The organism is Kribbella yunnanensis (genome assembly GCF_039529655.1).
GTDB classification, from domain to species: Bacteria; Actinomycetota; Actinomycetes; order Propionibacteriales; family Kribbellaceae; genus Kribbella; species Kribbella yunnanensis.
Genome location: NZ_BAAANF010000010.1, coordinates 210424 through 226416, shown reverse-complemented (window position 1 = coordinate 226416; position 15993 = coordinate 210424). Strand labels below are relative to the sequence as shown.

16 protein-coding genes are annotated in these 15993 nt (G+C 67.6%); 5 read left to right on the top strand and 11 right to left on the bottom strand.

Going from position 1 to position 15993, the window contains the following annotated elements; genetic code table 11:
* Window positions 1-58: 58 nt before the first annotated feature.
* From ABD231_RS16690 to glgC, 8 genes are read right to left on the bottom strand one after another with little or no spacing between them, the layout of a single operon-like run.
* Complete coding sequence (locus ABD231_RS16690; RefSeq protein ID WP_344151942.1) at window positions 59-781, bottom strand: alpha/beta hydrolase family protein; 723 nt, start codon at window positions 779-781, stop codon at window positions 59-61.
* Window positions 782-1774, bottom strand: a complete 993-nt coding sequence (locus tag ABD231_RS16685) for an amidohydrolase family protein (RefSeq protein ID WP_344151939.1) — start codon at window positions 1772-1774, stop codon at window positions 782-784. It abuts the gene before it with no gap.
* Window positions 1775-2284, bottom strand: coding sequence for a 3-hydroxyanthranilate 3,4-dioxygenase (locus tag ABD231_RS16680; RefSeq protein WP_344151936.1), 510 nt, complete (start codon window positions 2282-2284; stop codon window positions 1775-1777).
* Window positions 2285-2287: 3 nt separating this feature from the next.
* Window positions 2288-2698 (bottom strand): RidA family protein, encoded by a 411-nt coding sequence (locus tag ABD231_RS16675; RefSeq protein WP_344151933.1) that lies wholly within the window; start codon window positions 2696-2698, stop codon window positions 2288-2290.
* A complete protein-coding gene (locus ABD231_RS16670) occupies window positions 2695-4197 on the bottom strand; it encodes a 2-hydroxymuconic semialdehyde dehydrogenase (protein WP_344151930.1) in 1503 nt (500 codons plus the stop codon). Before ABD231_RS16670 ends, ABD231_RS16675 begins: the two co-directional genes overlap by 4 nt.
* Complete coding sequence (locus ABD231_RS16665) at window positions 4194-5489, bottom strand: FAD-dependent oxidoreductase (protein WP_344151928.1); 1296 nt, start codon at window positions 5487-5489, stop codon at window positions 4194-4196. Before ABD231_RS16665 ends, ABD231_RS16670 begins: the two co-directional genes overlap by 4 nt.
* Entirely contained in the window at window positions 5486-6718 is a 1233-nt protein-coding gene (gene kynU, locus ABD231_RS16660) for a kynureninase (RefSeq protein ID WP_344151925.1), read from the bottom strand. The genes ABD231_RS16665 and kynU overlap by 4 nt, the downstream gene beginning before the upstream one ends.
* Entirely contained in the window at window positions 6715-7983 is a 1269-nt protein-coding gene (gene glgC, locus ABD231_RS16655; protein ID WP_344151922.1) for a glucose-1-phosphate adenylyltransferase, read from the bottom strand. The genes kynU and glgC overlap by 4 nt, the downstream gene beginning before the upstream one ends.
* 136 nt (window positions 7984-8119) lie before the next feature.
* Here glgC and ABD231_RS16650 point away from each other — a divergent pair, with 136 nt between their 5' ends.
* The 3 genes from ABD231_RS16650 to ABD231_RS16640 all read left to right on the top strand — a co-directional run bounded on the left by ABD231_RS16650 (window position 8120) and on the right by ABD231_RS16640 (window position 11159).
* Entirely contained in the window at window positions 8120-8671 is a 552-nt protein-coding gene (locus ABD231_RS16650; protein WP_344151919.1) for a GNAT family N-acetyltransferase, read from the top strand.
* A 19-nt stretch (window positions 8672-8690) separates the two neighbouring features.
* The gene (gene glgA / locus ABD231_RS16645; protein WP_344151916.1) at window positions 8691-9848 is read left to right on the top strand and encodes a glycogen synthase; all 1158 of its coding nucleotides are present in this window, start codon (window positions 8691-8693) and stop codon (window positions 9846-9848) included.
* Window positions 9849-9917: 69 nt separating this feature from the next.
* A complete protein-coding gene (locus tag ABD231_RS16640) occupies window positions 9918-11159 on the top strand; it encodes an alpha/beta hydrolase (protein ID WP_344151913.1) in 1242 nt (413 codons plus the stop codon).
* Window positions 11160-11240: 81 nt separating this feature from the next.
* Here ABD231_RS16640 and ABD231_RS16635 read toward each other — a convergent pair whose 3' ends face one another.
* The 3 genes from ABD231_RS16635 to ABD231_RS16625 form a co-directional block, all read right to left on the bottom strand.
* Window positions 11241-12194: a type IV toxin-antitoxin system AbiEi family antitoxin domain-containing protein gene (locus ABD231_RS16635; protein ID WP_344151909.1), complete on the bottom strand. Its 954-nt coding sequence runs from the start codon at window positions 12192-12194 to the stop codon at window positions 11241-11243.
* A gap of 184 nt (window positions 12195-12378) precedes the next feature.
* Complete coding sequence (locus ABD231_RS16630) at window positions 12379-13896, bottom strand: leucyl aminopeptidase family protein (protein WP_344151906.1); 1518 nt, start codon at window positions 13894-13896, stop codon at window positions 12379-12381.
* Window positions 13897-14027: 131 nt separating this feature from the next.
* Window positions 14028-14195: a DUF3117 domain-containing protein gene (locus ABD231_RS16625; protein ID WP_012923066.1), complete on the bottom strand. Its 168-nt coding sequence runs from the start codon at window positions 14193-14195 to the stop codon at window positions 14028-14030.
* A 164-nt stretch (window positions 14196-14359) separates the two neighbouring features.
* Between ABD231_RS16625 and ABD231_RS16620 the strand changes: the two genes are divergently transcribed.
* On the top strand, window positions 14360-15178 hold the full coding sequence (locus tag ABD231_RS16620; protein WP_344151903.1) for a PaaX family transcriptional regulator: 819 nt from the start codon (window positions 14360-14362) through the stop codon (window positions 15176-15178).
* A 33-nt stretch (window positions 15179-15211) separates the two neighbouring features.
* Window positions 15212-15993: enoyl-CoA hydratase/isomerase family protein (locus ABD231_RS16615; protein WP_344151900.1), on the top strand; the 782-nt coding region annotated here is incomplete at its 3' end.

Sequence of the window (15993 nt, the reverse complement as noted above, 5' to 3'; positions counted from 1 at the left end):
TCAGATTCTCCCGAGTTGTGGACTAGTCCTAAAACGAACCTATCCAGCAACCAGGTCACTACGTCGTGAGGCGGGCCAGTTCGGTGGTCAGGTCGTTGAACGGGTCTGTTTCGGGGTCTATCAGCTCGTAGTGGCCGCAGTCTGGGACTCGGTTGAAGCGGGAGGTGGGGTGGGCGGTGAAGTAGGACTCCGCTACCTGGAGGGGTACGACGGAGTCGTTGACGCCGTGCAGGATGGACACTGAGGCGATCGGGGCGGGGAGGTGGACCGGGTCCAGGTCGTTGCGAACACCGCTACCGATGAAGTCCTGTACGGCGCCGTTGTCGAGCATCAGCTGGTCAGCCAGGAGCAGGTCGGCGACCGGGGCTAGAGCGACCACGCCACGCAGGCGGACCGGGTTGAGCGTGGCGGCGGCCCAGAGCGCCAGCTGACCGCCTGCGGAGTGGCCGACCAGCACGTAGCCGGACTGTACGTCGACCAAGTCCGGGAGCCGGTCGAGCGCCGTACGGATGTCTGAGGTCGTGACGTCGGGTTCACCGGGCACGCGGCGGTATTCGAGGGAGGCGACCGGCCAGCCGAGGTCGGCGAGAGCGGCGCCCAGTGAGCGGGCGTGCATGCGGTCGTACTCCGGGCGCCAGAATCCACCGTGGATGTAGACAACCAGCGGGCGCGGGTTCTTCGCGTGCCAGTGGTCGATCACGTGGTCCGCGTGGTCGCCGTACCGGAGCTCTTCGTCAGGCTCACGGGCGGAGCGGGTCAGAACCGATCGGTCCTCGCTCATTCAGGGCCTCCCGAGGTAACGCTTCGCGTTCGTCGACAACAGCTTCTGCTGCTGCTCCACGGTCAGGAAGCCGGCTTTCCGCACCACCTCCCCGACCGGTCGCTCACCCAGTGGATAGGGATAGTCACTGCCGACCAGTACCCGGTCTTCTCCCAAGGTATCGACAAGTAGCCGTAAAGGCGCTGATTCGAACACCACTGTGTCGACGAAGAACCGATTCAGATAGTGCGAGGGTGGATGCTCTGAGCAACCACGCACGATGTCGCCACGCCGATGCCAGGCGTTCTCCAACCGCCCGAGCCAGAACGCGAAACTCCCGCCCCCGTGGGCGAAACAGATCCGCAACGACTCCGGCAGTACGTCGAACGCCCCGCCCAGGATCATCGCGATGATCGACAGATGCGTCTCGGCGGGCATTCCGGTCAGCCAGCGCGCCATCCAGCGGTCGAGTCTCGGCCCTCCCGGCATATCCCACGGGTGCACGAGAACCGGCGTACCGGTCTCGGCGCAGTGCTTGAGGAAGGCAACGATCCCGGCGTCGTCGAGATCCTTGTCGCCGACGTGGTTGCCGATCTCCACCCCAACGTGACCGGCATCCAGACAACGGTTCAGCTCGGCACAGGCCGCGTCCGGATCCTGCAGCGGCACCTGACAGAACGGGACGAACCGCTCATCACCGGCTAGTGTTTCCAGCGTGCGGTCGTTGAAAATCCTTGCCAGCTTGACCGCCTGCGCGGCCGGCCGGTCGTAGCCGAAGAAGACCGGGGTCGGCGACACCACCTGCAGATCGATGCCATCGGCATCCATATCGGCACGCCGTACGGCGGTGTCCCAGGCCTGCGGGCCGACCGGGCGGAACTCGGTCTCGCCGACCATGATCATCGCGGCCCGCTCGGAGTCCACCCGCAGCCATGGCCACCCCTCGCCCCCACAGGCGACCGCGAGATCGGGCCAGCCCTTGGGGACCAGGTGGGTGTGGACGTCTACGGCCACTTACGCCTTACCAGGATGGACGGCACCACACGAAGGGCAGGTGCGGGCTTCTTCGCTTTCGTAGAACGCGGCGAAGACCGGCGGCAGATCGGCGACGATGTCGGTCACCTGGAGCTCGACCTCGTGCACGATCGCGCTGCACTCACCGCAGTACCAGCGGAACTTCTCCAGCGTGCCCTGTTCCCGGACTCGCTCGATCACCAGGCCGATCGAGTCCGGACCGCGCTGCGGTGAATGCGGCATGTTGCGCGGCAGCACCCACATCTCGCCCGCGTTGACCTCGACGGTCGCCGGACCGTCCTCGGTCATCACGTTGACCCGCAGCTCACCCTTGATCTGGTAGAAGAACTCCTCGTACGGGTCGACGTGGAAGTCGGTGCGCTGGTTCGGCCCGCCGACCACCATCGTGATGAAGTCGTCACCGGTCGGGAACATCTGCTTGTTGCCGACCGGCGGCTTCAGCAGATGCTTGTTCTCCTCGATCCACTCCGGAAAGTTGGTCGCCTTCATAGTTCACTCCTTAGCCGGGATCGCCGCTATGGCTTGAATCTCGATCAGCAACTGGGGATGCGGCAACTGATGCACCGCAACAGTTGTGCGCGATGGACCGTTCTCGTCGAAGTACTCACCGTAGACCTCGTTGTACCCACCGAAGTCGTTCATCGACACCAGGTACGTCGTCACACTCACCAGGTCAGTGAGGTCCGCGTCGACCGCCTTGAGGATGTCGCGGATGTTCTCCAGTACGGCGCGCGTCTGCTCGCGAATGTCGAGTGTCGTCGTGCCGAGCTCGTCGACCGACGCCCCCGCGATCGTGTTGTCCGGCCGCCGGCTCGACGTACCGGACACGAACGCGAAACCGTTGCTGACCTTCACATGCGGGAACCGTCCGCGCGGTTTCGCCTTACCTGCAACAACTGTCATGACAGCTCCACGCAGACGTTGGTCGGTTCGGAGTAGAAGTCGAACGAATGCCGTCCGCCCTCACGCCCGACCCCGGACAACTTCATCCCGCCGAACGGCGTTCGCAGATCGCGCACGAACCAAGTGTTGACCCAGACCAGACCGACCTCAAGCGCCGCACCGGCTCGATGCGCGCGCCCGACGTCCCGCGTCCAGACCGTTGCCGCGAGCCCGTAATCGCTGTCGTTGGCCAGCGCGAACGCCTCGTCCTCGGTGTCGAACGGCGCGATATGGCAGATCGGCCCGAACACCTCCTCGCGGTTCGTCCGGGCATCCGCGGGCAATCCAGTCACAACCGTCGGTTGCACATAGCAACCACCGTCGCGGGCATCACCGAACGACGGTACCCCGCCACCCGCGAGTACGTCGGCACCTTCGGCACGCGCGAGGTCGTAGTACGAGAGGACTTTGTCGCGGTGCTGTTTGGAGATCAGCGGCATGTTCACCGTGGCCTCATCGGAGGGCCAGCCGTAGGTGAGTTCGCCGGCGCGGGACGCGAGCCTGGCGCAGAACTCGTCGTACACGGGGCGTTCGACGTACAGGCGCTCTGTGCAGAGGCAGACCTGGCCGCCGTTCGTGAAGGTCGAGCGGACCGAACCCTCGACCGCCGCCTCCAGGTCGGCGTCGGCGAAGATCACGCCGGCGTTCTTACCGCCCAGCTCGAACGAGACCGACTTCACCCGCTCCGCGGCCACCTTGGCGATCGCCGTACCGGTCGCGGACTCGCCGGTGAAGGTGATCGCGTCGATCCCCGGATGGCGGGTCAGGTACTCCCCCGCGGACGCCGGGCCGAGGCCGTGCACGAGGTTGAAAACCCCGTCCGGTACGCCGGCCGCCGCCATCACCTCGGCGAGAACAGTGGCCGACGACGGTGTCTCCTCGGATGGCTTGACGATCACCGCGTTGCCGCAGGCAAGCGCCGGTGCGACCTTCCAGGTCAGCAGGAGGAGCGGAAGATTCCACGGTACGACGATCGCCACGACACCGACCGGTTTGCGGACCGCGTAGTTGAGCGCCCGGCGTCCGTCCGCCAGCGTGGTCGTGTAGGACTCGGTGGGTGTCGTCGTCGCGAAGTCCGCAAAGGCACGGAAGTTGGCCGCCCCACGCGGGATGTCGAGCGTGCGCGCCTGGCTGATCGACTTGCCGGTGTCACCAACCTCAGCCGCGACCAGGTCGTCGAACCGCCGCTCCAGCTCGTCCGCCACCCGCCGCAGGACGTTAGCCCGCTCCTGCTCCGACATCCGGCCCCACGGGCCCTTAAGAGCCGCACGAGCCGCCTCCACCGCCGCATCCACGGTGGACTCGTCCGCCTCGCACACCTCGAAGATCTGCTCCCCCGTCACCGGACTCACCTTGGCAAACCTGCGGGAGCTCTCGACGAAGGAGCCGCCGACGAAGTGCCGAAGGAGCCCCACCGAGGTCGGCTGGCCAGTGAGCAGCTCAGGCGTCCAAAGCGTCACCTGCGCCTCCTCAACAACCTCAGTACGACCAGTACGAGACCCGCCGCCGCCAGACCGACGTACTGGTGTTGGCGGTGCACTCTTCGCTGGACCTCGGCGTACGGCGTGGTGCTGAAGGAGACGAGTTCGTAGCGGGAGACGTAGCGGCCCGGCAGTAGGCGTTCCAGCGTGTGTTCCACCTGTTTGGTGAGGCGGAAGACCGGGGAGGCGACCTTGTCGCGCATCTCGATGAAGTTGTTCAGAGCCATGTCCGCGATGGCTTCGGTGTTCTCGCGACGGCGTGCCTCGAAGAGCGGGAGTGCGCGGGCCCACGAACCACCTGTGTCGTCCAGGCAGCGGTCCAGCTCGACGACGTCCTCGAACGCACAGTTCGCGCCCTGGCCGTAGAACGGCACGATGGCGTGTGCTGCGTCGCCGATCAGACCGGTCCGCCCGTGCGCCTGCCAGGGCAGCGTGTGAACAGTGCCGAGCACACCGACCGGGTTGTGCAGGTAGTCGTCGACCAGATCCGGCGCCAACGGCAGCACATCCGGGTAGTGCTCACCGAAGTACCCGATGATCGCCTCTGCCGTGGTGAGCGCGTCGAACGACCCGGCCGGCCAGAACAGCGTGCACGTGAACGAGCGGTCCGGATTCGGCAGGGCGATCATCATCGACGTCCCACGCGGCCAGATGTGCAACGCACCTGGGTCCAGCGCGAACTCCCCGTCCACTGCCGGAATCGACAGCTCCTTGTAGCCGTAGTCCAGGAAGTCGACGTCCTCGGCAACAATGCCCTCGGTCAGCAACTGCTCGCGCACTGCCGAGCCGGCGCCGTCCGCACCCAGCACCACGTCAGCCGCGACCGACACCTTCCCGGACGGCGTCTGGAACACCATCCGCCCGGCTGCCGAGTCCAGCTCACACAACCGATGCTCGAACTCCACCGTCACGCCGCCAGCCGCCGTAGCGGCCGTCAGCAGCGCGTTGTTCAACGCGCCCCGGCTGATCGAGTTGATCGCCCGGTCGCCACTGGCCGAGTACTGCTGGAAGTCGAGCGCTCCAGCGACCGGGTGGATCATCCGGCCCTTCATCGGCAGCGCATCGGCCATTACCGTCGCATCCAGCCCGATCCGGCGCAGCGCATCCAATCCGCGCTCGGAGATGGCCAGGTTGATCGACCGGCCACGCTCGGCCGTGGCCACGCGCGGATCCGGCCGACGCTCGTACAGGGTCACCGTCAGCCCACGCTTGGCCAGGTAGCAGGCCAGCAGACTGCCGGTCAGCCCGGCTCCGACGATCGCAACCTTCATCCCGGTATCACCTCGGCCAGCGCTGCCGCCGCGCGCCAGCAGTCGTGGTACGTCGAATACAGCGGCACCGGCGCCAGGCGCAGCACATCTGGTTCGCGTGCGTCCGCGATCACGCCGTACTCGAACCGTAGCCGCTTGGCCAGCCCACCGGCAGTCAGCGCACCGCCGATCCGCAGCGACAGCTGTGCGCCTCGGCGCGCCGGGTCGGTCGGAGTGATGATCGGGACGTCGAGCAGCGTCTCCAAGTACGCGGTCAGCCGCAGACTGCGCTCACGCAGTGCAGTGATGCCCACCCGGTCGAAGATCTCCAGGGAGGTACGTACCGGACTCATCGAGAAGATCGGCGGGTTCGACACCTGCCAGGCGTCCGCAGACTGCGGCGGTCGCGAGTACGGCGTCATCTCGAAGCGCGTAGCGGCCTCCGTGCTCCACCAGCCCTCGAACCGCGGCAGGTCGCCACCCAGGTGCCGCTCGTGCACGAACACTCCGGCCAGCGAGCCGGGGCCCGAGTTGAGGTACTTGTACGAGCACCAGGCCGCAAAGTCGACGCCCCACTCGTGCAGCTCCAGCGGTACGTTGCCGACCGCGTGAGCGAGGTCCCAGCCAACCACTGCACCAGCTGACTGTCCGGCCGCGGTGATGGCGGGGATGTCCATCAGCTCACCGGTCAGGTAGTTCACACCGCCGAGCAGCACCAGTGCCACGTCATCACCGAGCTGTTCGACGACATCCGCCGTACGGAGGCAGTCCTCGCCCGGTCTGGGCTTCAGACGGACGACAGCGTCGTCGTACCCGTGGAAGCGTGCTTGGGACTGTACGGCGTAGCTGTCCGACGGGAAGGCCGAGTCCTCGATGAGGATCCGGTACCGCGTGGCTGTCGGGCGGTAGAACGACACCATCAGCAGGTGCAGGTTGACCGTCAGCGAGTTCATCACCACGGTCTCGCTCGGCAGCGCACCGACGAGTCGGGCCGCCGGTCCGGTCAGGAGCTCGTGGTACGGCAGCCAGGGCCGCTCACCCTCCAGATGGCCCTCGACGCCGAGAGCAGCCCACGAGTCCAGGTCCGCGAGCAGCTCGGTGCGCGTCGCCTTCGGCCGCAGCCCGAGCGAGTTCCCCGCGAAGTACGCGACCTCGGGGTAGGGACCCTCGTGCACCGGTGGGATGTCGAAGAGCTCCCGGTGTCCCGGGTCGGCGGCGTCCAGTGCGTGTGCCTCCGCCTCCCGGCTCATGCCTCGGCGACCTCCGGCTCCGCAACAGCCCGTACGGCGGGTGGGTCGACCACCTGGCCCTTTCCGAGCACCGTGACGCCGCCCTTGGAGACGGTGAAGCCACGCTGCCGGTCATAGTCCTGGTCGATGCCGATCTCGACACCTGGCGGGATCACCACGTTCTTGTCCAGGATGACGTTCTTCAGCACCGCACCGGCGCCGATCGTGCAGTTGTCCATGATGACCGCACGCTCCACCTTCGCACCGGCGCCGACCTTCACGTTGGAGCCCAGCACGGAGTGGTCGACGGTCGCACCGGACACGATCGAGCCCTGGCAGATGATCGACTCGCTGACGGTCGCGTTGTCGGTGAACTTCGCACCGGGCAGCTGCGGGTGCGAGGTGAAGATCGGCCAGTCGGAGTTGTACAGGTTGAACACCGGCTGGATCGACACCAGATCCATGTGCGCCTCGTGGTACGAGTCCAGCGAACCGACGTCCCGCCAGTAGGAGCGGTCCCGGTCGAGCGCCCCGGGCACGTCGTTGTCCTTGAAGTCGTAGACCCCGGCCTTGCCCTCGGCAACGAGCATCGGGACGATGTCGCCGCCCATGTCGTGCCGGGACGCCGGATTGGCCGCGTCCTTGCGCAGGGCCTCCACCAGTACATCGGCGCTGAACACGTAGTTACCCATCGACGCGAACGTCTCGTCCGGCGAGTCCGGCAGCCCAGGCGGGTCAGCGGGCTTCTCCAGGAACTCTGCAATCGTGTGGCCGTCGTCAGCCGTCTTGATGACGCCGAACTCCGATGCCTCGGCCCGCGGCACCCGGATGCCCGCGACGGTGACGCCGTTACCCCGGGCTATGTGGTCGGCCACCATCTGGGAGGCGTCCATCCGGTACACGTGGTCCGCGCCGAACACCACGATGATGTCGGGCTTGGCGTCGTTGATCAGGTTCATCGACTGGTAGATCGCATCCGCACTGCCCTGGTACCACTGCGGGCCCAGACGCTGCTGAGCCGGCACACAGGTGACGTAGTTGCCCAGGAACGTCGACATCCGCCAGGTGATCGTCACGTGCCGGTCCAGCGAGTGCGACTTGTACTGCGTCAGTACGCACAGACTTCGGATCCCTGCGTTCACCAGGTTGGACAGCACGAAGTCGATCAACCGATAACTGCCGCCGAAGGGCACAGCCGGTTTGGCCCGGTCCGCCGTCAGCGGCATCAGCCGCTTCCCCTCACCACCGGCCAGTACGATTCCGAGAACTCTGGGCGCCTTTGCCATGTGCGCACCTTAGCCCCGGCAGCCCCGACACATAAGCGGGTGCGAGTGTCGCGAGACTGAAGCATGCCGAAGCTCACCACCCCGACCGCCCCCGTTCACCACTCGTTCCTCACCGGGTGTGAGTGACACTGGACGGATGCCAACGCTCGTCGAACCCACAGTCACCGTCCACAGGTCGTTCCTGGAGGCGTGGGACGAGCTGGAGCCTGAGCTGCAGGGCCGGTGGATGGGTGCGCGGACGTACATCGGCGGCGAGGAGGAGACCTGGTCCCGCGAGGACCTGGTGGATCCGGCCGAGTTCGAGCGGTTCGTCGCCGAGGCCCGGGCCGCTGCGGATTCGGACGCCGTACTGGCACCTGGCATCGTTCCGCACTCGATTCTGTGGTTCGTCGACGGCGACGAGTGGCTGGGCCGGATGTCCATCCGGCACGAGCTGACTCCGCCGCTGCTCGAGCTCGGCGGCCACATCGGGTACTGCGTCCGCCCGTCTGCCCGGCGCCGCGGTTACGCGACCGAGATGCTGGTCCAGTCGCTGCCCTTCGTCGCCGGGCTCGGCATCGACCCAGCGCTGGTCACCTGCGACGCGGGCAACCTGGCGTCGCGGAAGGTCATCCAGGCGGCCGGTGGGGAGCTGGAGGACGAGCGACACGGGAAGCTGCGGTTCTGGGTCGCTACACACACGTCCTGATGACTTATCGTCGGACTTTATGAAGGTCGCCATTCTGACGCGTGAGTTTCCTCCGGACGTGTACGGCGGGGCGGGGGTGCATGTCGACTTCCTGGTGCGCGAGTTGCGCCGGTTGCTCGATGTCGACGTGCACTGCATGGGTGAGCCACGTCTGGGCGCGACTGCGCACTCCGAGGACGACCCACGGATCCCCCACGCCAATGCGGCGCTGCGGATCCTCTCCACCGACCTGACCATGACTGCGGCGGTCGGCGCGGCACAGCTCGTGCACTCGCACACCTGGTACGCCAACATGGCCGGCCACTGGGCCAAGCTCCTGTACGGCGTCCCGCACGTGGTGACCGCTCACTCGCTGGAACCGCGCCGGCCGTGGAAGGCCGAGCAGCTCGGCGGTGGCTACCGGCTGTCGAGCTGGGCCGAGCAAACGGCGTACGAGGCTGCTGATGCGGTGGTGGCGGTCAGCCGCGGGATGCGGGACGACGTGCTGGCCTGCTACCCGTCGATCGACCCGGCCAAGGTGCATGTGATCTCGAACGGGATCGACGCCGACTTCTACCACCCGGACCCGTCGACGCACGTGCTGGAGCGGCTCGGGGTCGACCTGAGCCGGCCGTACGTGACGTTCGTCGGCCGGATCACTCGGCAGAAGGGTGTGCCGCATCTGCTCCGTGCAGGGCTGCGGCTGGACCCGTCGGTGCAGCTGGTGCTGCTGGCCGGTGCGGCCGACACTGTCGAGCTGAAGGCCGAGACTGACGCGCTGATCGACGACCTGAAGGCTGCGCGTGACGGCGTCTTCGTGGTGTCCGAGATGCTGCCGCGCGAAGACGTCCGCCAGGTGCTCACGCACGCGCTCGCCTTCTGCTGCCCGTCGATCTACGAGCCGCTCGGCATCGTCAACCTCGAGGCGATGGCCTGCGAGACAGCCGTCGTCGCCAGCGCGGTCGGCGGTATCCCGGAGGTCGTCGACGACGGGGTCACCGGGACGCTCGTCCGGTACGACGAGAACGACATCGACACGTTCGAGCGCGAACTCGCCGACGGCATCAACGAGTTGGTCGCCAACCCGTCCAAGGCCGCGGCGATGGGCAAGGCAGGTCGCGAACGCGCGGTGTCGCAGTTCGGCTGGGACGCGGTCGCCGAGCGAACGGTCGAGCTGTACAACTCCTTGGCAGGGTAGGGATATCCCTACCCTGATTCGGGGGTTGGCCTGATGGTGGCGAGCGACCGCTGACGGTTGGCTGGATGCATGACATCCCGTGCGATCCGCATCATCCCCGCCACGCTCGCCATCGGCGCGCTGCTCGCGGCGCCACTCACGGCGTTCGCCGTCACCCAGCCGTCCCTGGCCCAGGCCGCCGTCGCCCAGGCCGCCCTTGCCGAGCGGACGGCGGTGCGCGGTTCGCTCGTCTCCGCAGTCGAGGTCGCCAAGCTCAAAGCCGCCGACCTCGACGCGGCCGCCACCGACGCCGGTTTCGTCGGCACACCGAAATCCCGGTACGACGTCACCGTCTACCGGCTCATCTACCGCACCATCGACCCCAACGGCCGGCCGACGACCGCCAGCGGCATCGTCGTACTGCCGGACGGCCGGCACGGCGCACTGACCGTCGCGGAGTACCTGCACGGCACCACCGCCACCAAGGCCTACGCCGCCTCCGTGGACCCCGAGTCCACCGACCGCCTCATCACCGCCCTCTTCGCCGGCACTGGCCTGGCAGCCATCGCCCCCGATTACCTCGGCCTCGGCCTCGGCCCGGGCAAGCACCCCTACATCGACACCAACACCGAGACCAGCGCCTCGATCGACCTGTTGCTCGCGGCCCGCACCTTCACCGCCCGACACGGCGTCGCCCTCAAACGCGACGTACTGGTCACCGGCTTCTCCCAGGGCGGCCGCGCCACCCTGGGCGTCGGCCGAGCCCTCACCCGCGGCGAAGCAGGCTCCTTCCGCCTGGGCGAAATCCGCGGCGTAGCCGGCCCCTACGATCTCCTCGACGTCGAGCTCCCCGCAGTCTTCACCGGCGAGGTCGAGCCCCACGTCGCCACCATGTACCTCGCCTACTTCACCACCGCCTGGGATCGCACCGTCGGCCTCTACAACAACCCGCGCGAAGCCTTCCGCCCGCCGTACGCCGACACCGTCGAAGGCCTCCTCGACGGCACCCACACCGAGGGAGAAATCGTCGCAGGCCTCCCCGACACTCCGGCGAAGCTCTTCACCAACCAGTTCCTGGCCAAGCTCAAACACCCCACCGCCCACTTCCGCCAAGCCCTCCAGGACGCCGACCAGATCTGCCACAACTGGACCACCCCCGCCCCCATCCACTTCTACACCGGCACCAAAGACACCGACGTAGTCCCCACCAACGCCCCCGCCTGCGCCACCACCCTCCGCGCCACCGTCACCACCCACTCCATGGGCCCCGTAAACCACTTCGGCACCGCCCACACCGCCTACCCCCAAATCCTCCGCACCTGGACCCCGTAACCCTCCCCATCTGGTGGGTAGACCCATCGCAGGGTGGGTTGGCCAACCGGATTCTCGTTGGCCAACCCACCTTCAGGCGGGTCAACCAGCGCGACGCATCGCCCTGGCTCGTGCGAAGCCCTCCCGGATGCGTCGCGCCGTTCGGGGCGGTTGGTTCAGGTCGGCCCAGGTGGTCCGGACGACCTCGAACCCGAGAGCACGGAGACGATCTTCCCGAACCTTTTCGCGGATCAGGCCTTCCCGCGATCCGTCGGCGTACTTCTGCAGGCCATCGAATTCGACGATGGTGCCCTCTTCGACGAAGAAGAAGTCAGTCCTGCCGATGAAGCCGTCCTCGTTCTCGAACGTCGCCTGCAGAATCGGCGGCGGCAGACCCTGATTGTGCATCAGCACCCGCATCCTCGACTCACCGACTGACTCGGACAGCGGATTCGCAAACGCGAAGGCAGCCCGGATCGCCGGCCCACCCGGCCAGAACTCGGTCTGCTCCACGAGGCGGTCGAGCTCACCGGGCGCGATCCGACCGTCCCGTAGGGCGGCATCCACACTGACCACGCCGGACTCCAACGACGTACAGGCCGCCGATTCGGCAACAGCACGCGCGACTGTGCTCCCCATCAGGCCATCGACCTCGGTCAGATCGGCCGGGTCGAACAGACCACGGTGGTGCCGAACTCCAGCGTTCGATCCAGTGCGGAGCGTCGTCCGCGTCAGCTGAACCTCGGACAGGTCTACTCCCCACACAGGTACGCCGTGCAGCACCAAGGCGGAGTGATGCGAGACGACCGCAGAATCCGAGCGCATCGAGTTGATGGCAGCATGAACGAGTTGCTTGTGATGGAACAACTGACGTTCCCATGGCGGCATGTCACCGAGGTCGACGCGATCGGCGTACTGCCCGTACCGCACACGCCTCCAGCGCCCATCGGCCAGCCGCTCACGGATCTGCTCGCGGGTGTACCCGGCCTGCGCCGCCTGCCGGCTGCTGACGACCCCGCCTTGCTGGTCGGCGATCCTTCTCAACTCTGGGTTCACCACCCCAGCATCACCCGTCCATCCCGCCCAGCGCTCCCCCTTCCCGCCGCCTGTGGATAACTCCGATGGGTATACCCACGAGATGGTGGGTTGGCCAATCGGATTCTCGTTGGCCAACCCGCCATGCGATGGGTCTACCCATCAGATGGGGTAGCTCGGGGGGAGCGGGCGAGGTGGGTGGGGGTTAGGCGATGCCGGCGGTGGGGGAGTTGGTGGTTAGCCAGGTGGTTAGGAGGCGGGCGCCGGCGCCGGTGGCGCCGGCGGAGTATTCGTGGCGGTCGGCGGGGGATTCGGCGATGGAGGAGAGGTCGAGGTGGGCCCAGGGGGTGGTGCCGGTGAAGGCTTTGAGGAAGAGGGCGGCGGTGATGGAGCCGGGGCCCTTGGAGGAGTTGACGGCGTCGGCGATGGGGGTGGCGATGAGGTCCTGGTACTGGTCGGCCAGGGGCATTCGCCAGAGCTCTTCGCCGGAGACGCGGCCGGCTTCGGTGAGGTTGTCGGCGAGGGCGTCGTCGGTGGCGAACAGGCCGCCGTACAGCATGGCGCCGAGGGAGACCTTGATCGCGCCGGTGAGGGTGGAGATGTCGACGACGACGTCGGGCTTCAGTTCCTGTACGGCGTACGCGAGGCCGTCGGCCATCACCAGGCGGCCTTCGGCGTCGGTGTTCTTCACCTCGGTGGTGCGGCCGCCGTAGTGGCGAATCACGTCGTCGGGGCGGTACGCCGAACCGGACGGCATGTTCTCGGCCGAGCAGATCAGGCCGGTGACCCGGACCTTCGCGCCCAGCTCGCGGAGCGCCGACAGGGTCGCGATCACCGAGCCGCCGCCGGTCATGTCACGCTTCATCGACACCATGCCTTCGCGCGGCTTCAGCGACAGGCCGCCGGTGTCGTAGGTGATGCCCTTACCGACCAGGACGACGTACGGCGTCTTGTCCGTGGCACCGTCGGGTACGTAGTCCATCCGGATGAATCGGGGCGGGCGGGTCGAGCCCTGGCCGACCGCGAGGATGCCGCCGAACCCGTCGGCGGCGAGCTTCTTCTCGTCCCAGACCGTCACCTCGAGGCCGGTGGTGTTGGCAAGCTCGGTGGCGCGGGCGGCGAGCCAGGCCGGGTCCTTCTCGTTCGAGGGGGTGATCGCGAACTGGCGGGCGAGCCAGCCGGTCCGGCCGATCACGATGCCGCGGTCGAGGACGGCCTGCCGCTCGGCCGTAGAGCCGTCGGTCAGAGTGACCCGGCCTGCTACCGGCTTGCCCTTGTCGACCGTCTTCAGGGTGTAGCTGAACGAGCCGAGTACGACGCCCTCGGCAAAGGCCTGCAGCGCCTGGTCGTCGATGCCCTCGGCAACGACCGTGGTGAGCTCGTCCTTGCCGCGGCCGAACCGGGCGATCGCCGCGCCGGCGTGCCGCAGCTCCTTCGCGGTCCCGTCACCGGCGCCGACCAGCAGCACCTCGCTGACCTCGCCGGACAGCAGCGGGTAGGCCACGGTCGAACCGGCCGACGCGCTGAAGCCGGCCTCCTGCTGCACCTCGAGCAGTCGGGTCAGGTCGACCCCGAGCCGCTCGCTCGCCTCCTTCGCCGCCGCCGGCAACCCGCTCGACCCGACGACGACCACCCACGTCGGTGCGCCGTGCACCGGCAGGCCCGGCTGCCAATCCACGGCCGGAATCGTCGGGTACACGGAGGTGCTGGTGCGGCGAGCCACTGGAGGGTCCTCACTGGTCAAGTGTCAAAGAAACTGCTGGCCAACCGTAACGACCCCGGCCGGTACCAGAAAAGGCACCCACCGGGGTCGTAGGAAATGACAGAGGTGCGGAAGGCACCCCGGAGAGTCGGTCAGCCGACGACGGCCTTCAGTGCGTTACCGAGCTCGGTCGCCTCGTCGGCGTTCAGCTCGACCACGAGCCGGCCGCCGCCTTCGAGCGGAACCCGCATCACGATCCCGCGGCCCTCCTTGGTGACCTCGAGCGGACCATCGCCCGTCCGCGGCTTCATCGCCGCCATGCGCGCACCCCTTCCCAGTTCGGTGTTGAGCGACGACACCGCGCGGACAACCGTCGCCGGCGCCGTGCGGTGATGCGCCGTCGGCGCGTATCGCAGTGTGTATCCGGACCCATTATCCCCGATCACAGGCCGAAGGCGCGCACCATACGGCAGACTCGGGTTTTGTGCACGCCCGTTCAGCCCTCTTCGACCTGTACGGCGACCACCTGCGCGCGCGTGGAGCGCGCGCACCGGTGGCCGCGCTCGTGCGCCTGCTCGCACCGCTGGGCGTTCATCCCCCGGCTGTCCGGACCGCGGTGTCGCGGATGGTCCGGCAGGCCTGGCTGGAGCCGGTCCGGATCGACGGTCAACCCGGATATGCGTTGTCGGCCCGGGCGCGCCGCCGCCTCGACGACGCGGCCGCGCGGATCTACCGAACCGGGGCCGACGGCACCCATCCGGACGGCGTACCGGGCGGTGTCGAGGCATGGGACCGGCACTGGCATCTGGGCATCCTGCACGAGGTCCCGAACGCCCGCCGCCGTGATCAGCTGGCGAGCCAACTCGCCTTCCTGGGTTGGGCTCCGCTGTCGGACGGCGCCTGGGTCGGATTGCGCAACGACACCGAGGTCGACCAGATCCTGGAGGTTGAAGGGATCACCGCCGACCGCTTCCGGGCGCCGGTCGACTCGTCGGCGATCGAGTTCGCCCGGCGGGTCTGGAAACTCGACGAGCTCGGCGCGTCGTACGACGCCTGGCTGATCGAAGCCAAGGCCCTGGTCGACGCGGCCGGGGACGGCACGACCGACGAGCAGGCGTTCGCCGTCCGCTCCGAACTGGTGCACGAGTGGCGCAAGTTCCTCTTCCTCGATCCGGGGCTGCCGGACGAGCTGTTGCCGGCCGGCTGGGCCGGCACGCGGGCCGCCGCATACTTCGATTTCCACGCGGAACGACTCAGCCCCGCGGCCGGGCGTTTCGTCGACGACTGCCTGACAACGCACTGAATTTCCTCACCCACCGTCAAGGAGCTGACCACGATGAGTGACTCTGTCACGTACGGCGTGTCCGAAGGTGTCGCCACCATCACCCTGAATCGGCCGGACGCGATGAACGCGCTCGACACCCCGACCAAGGTGCTGCTGCGCGACACGATCCAGGCTGCGGCCGCGGACGACGCCGTACGGGTCGTGGTGCTGACGGGGACCGGGCGGGCGTTCTGCGTCGGGCAGGACCTGAAGGAGCACATCGGGCTGCTGCAGGCGAACGACACGGACGCGCTCTGGAGCACGGTGCCGGATCACTTCGCGCCGATCGCGCTCGCGCTGGCCGAGATGCCGAAGCCGGTGATCGCTGCGATCAACGGGGTGGCGGCCGGGGCGGGCGCGTCGATCGCGTTCGCGTGCGACTTCCGGATCGTGGCGGATACGGCCGGGTTCAACCTCGCGTTCACCGGGATCGCGCTGTCGTGCGACACCGGGATCTCGTGGACGCTGCCGCGGCTGATCGGTCAGGCGAAGGCTCTGGAGCTGCTCTACTTCCCGCGGACCGTGCCGGCTGCGGAGTCGCTCGAGCTTGGCCTGGCGACGTCGGTGGTGCCGGCTGAGGGCTTGGAGGCGGCCGCTGCTGAGCTCGCCGCGAAGCTCGCTGTCGGGCCGACGGTTGCCTACGCATCGGTGCGCCAGTCGCTCGCCTACTCGGCGACACACACGCTGGCCGAGGCGCTCGTCTTCGAAGCCGAGAAGATGCAGCTGACCGGCGACACCGAGGATCACAAGAACGCGGTCGCGTCGTTCGTCGCCAAAGAAAAGCCGACCTTCAC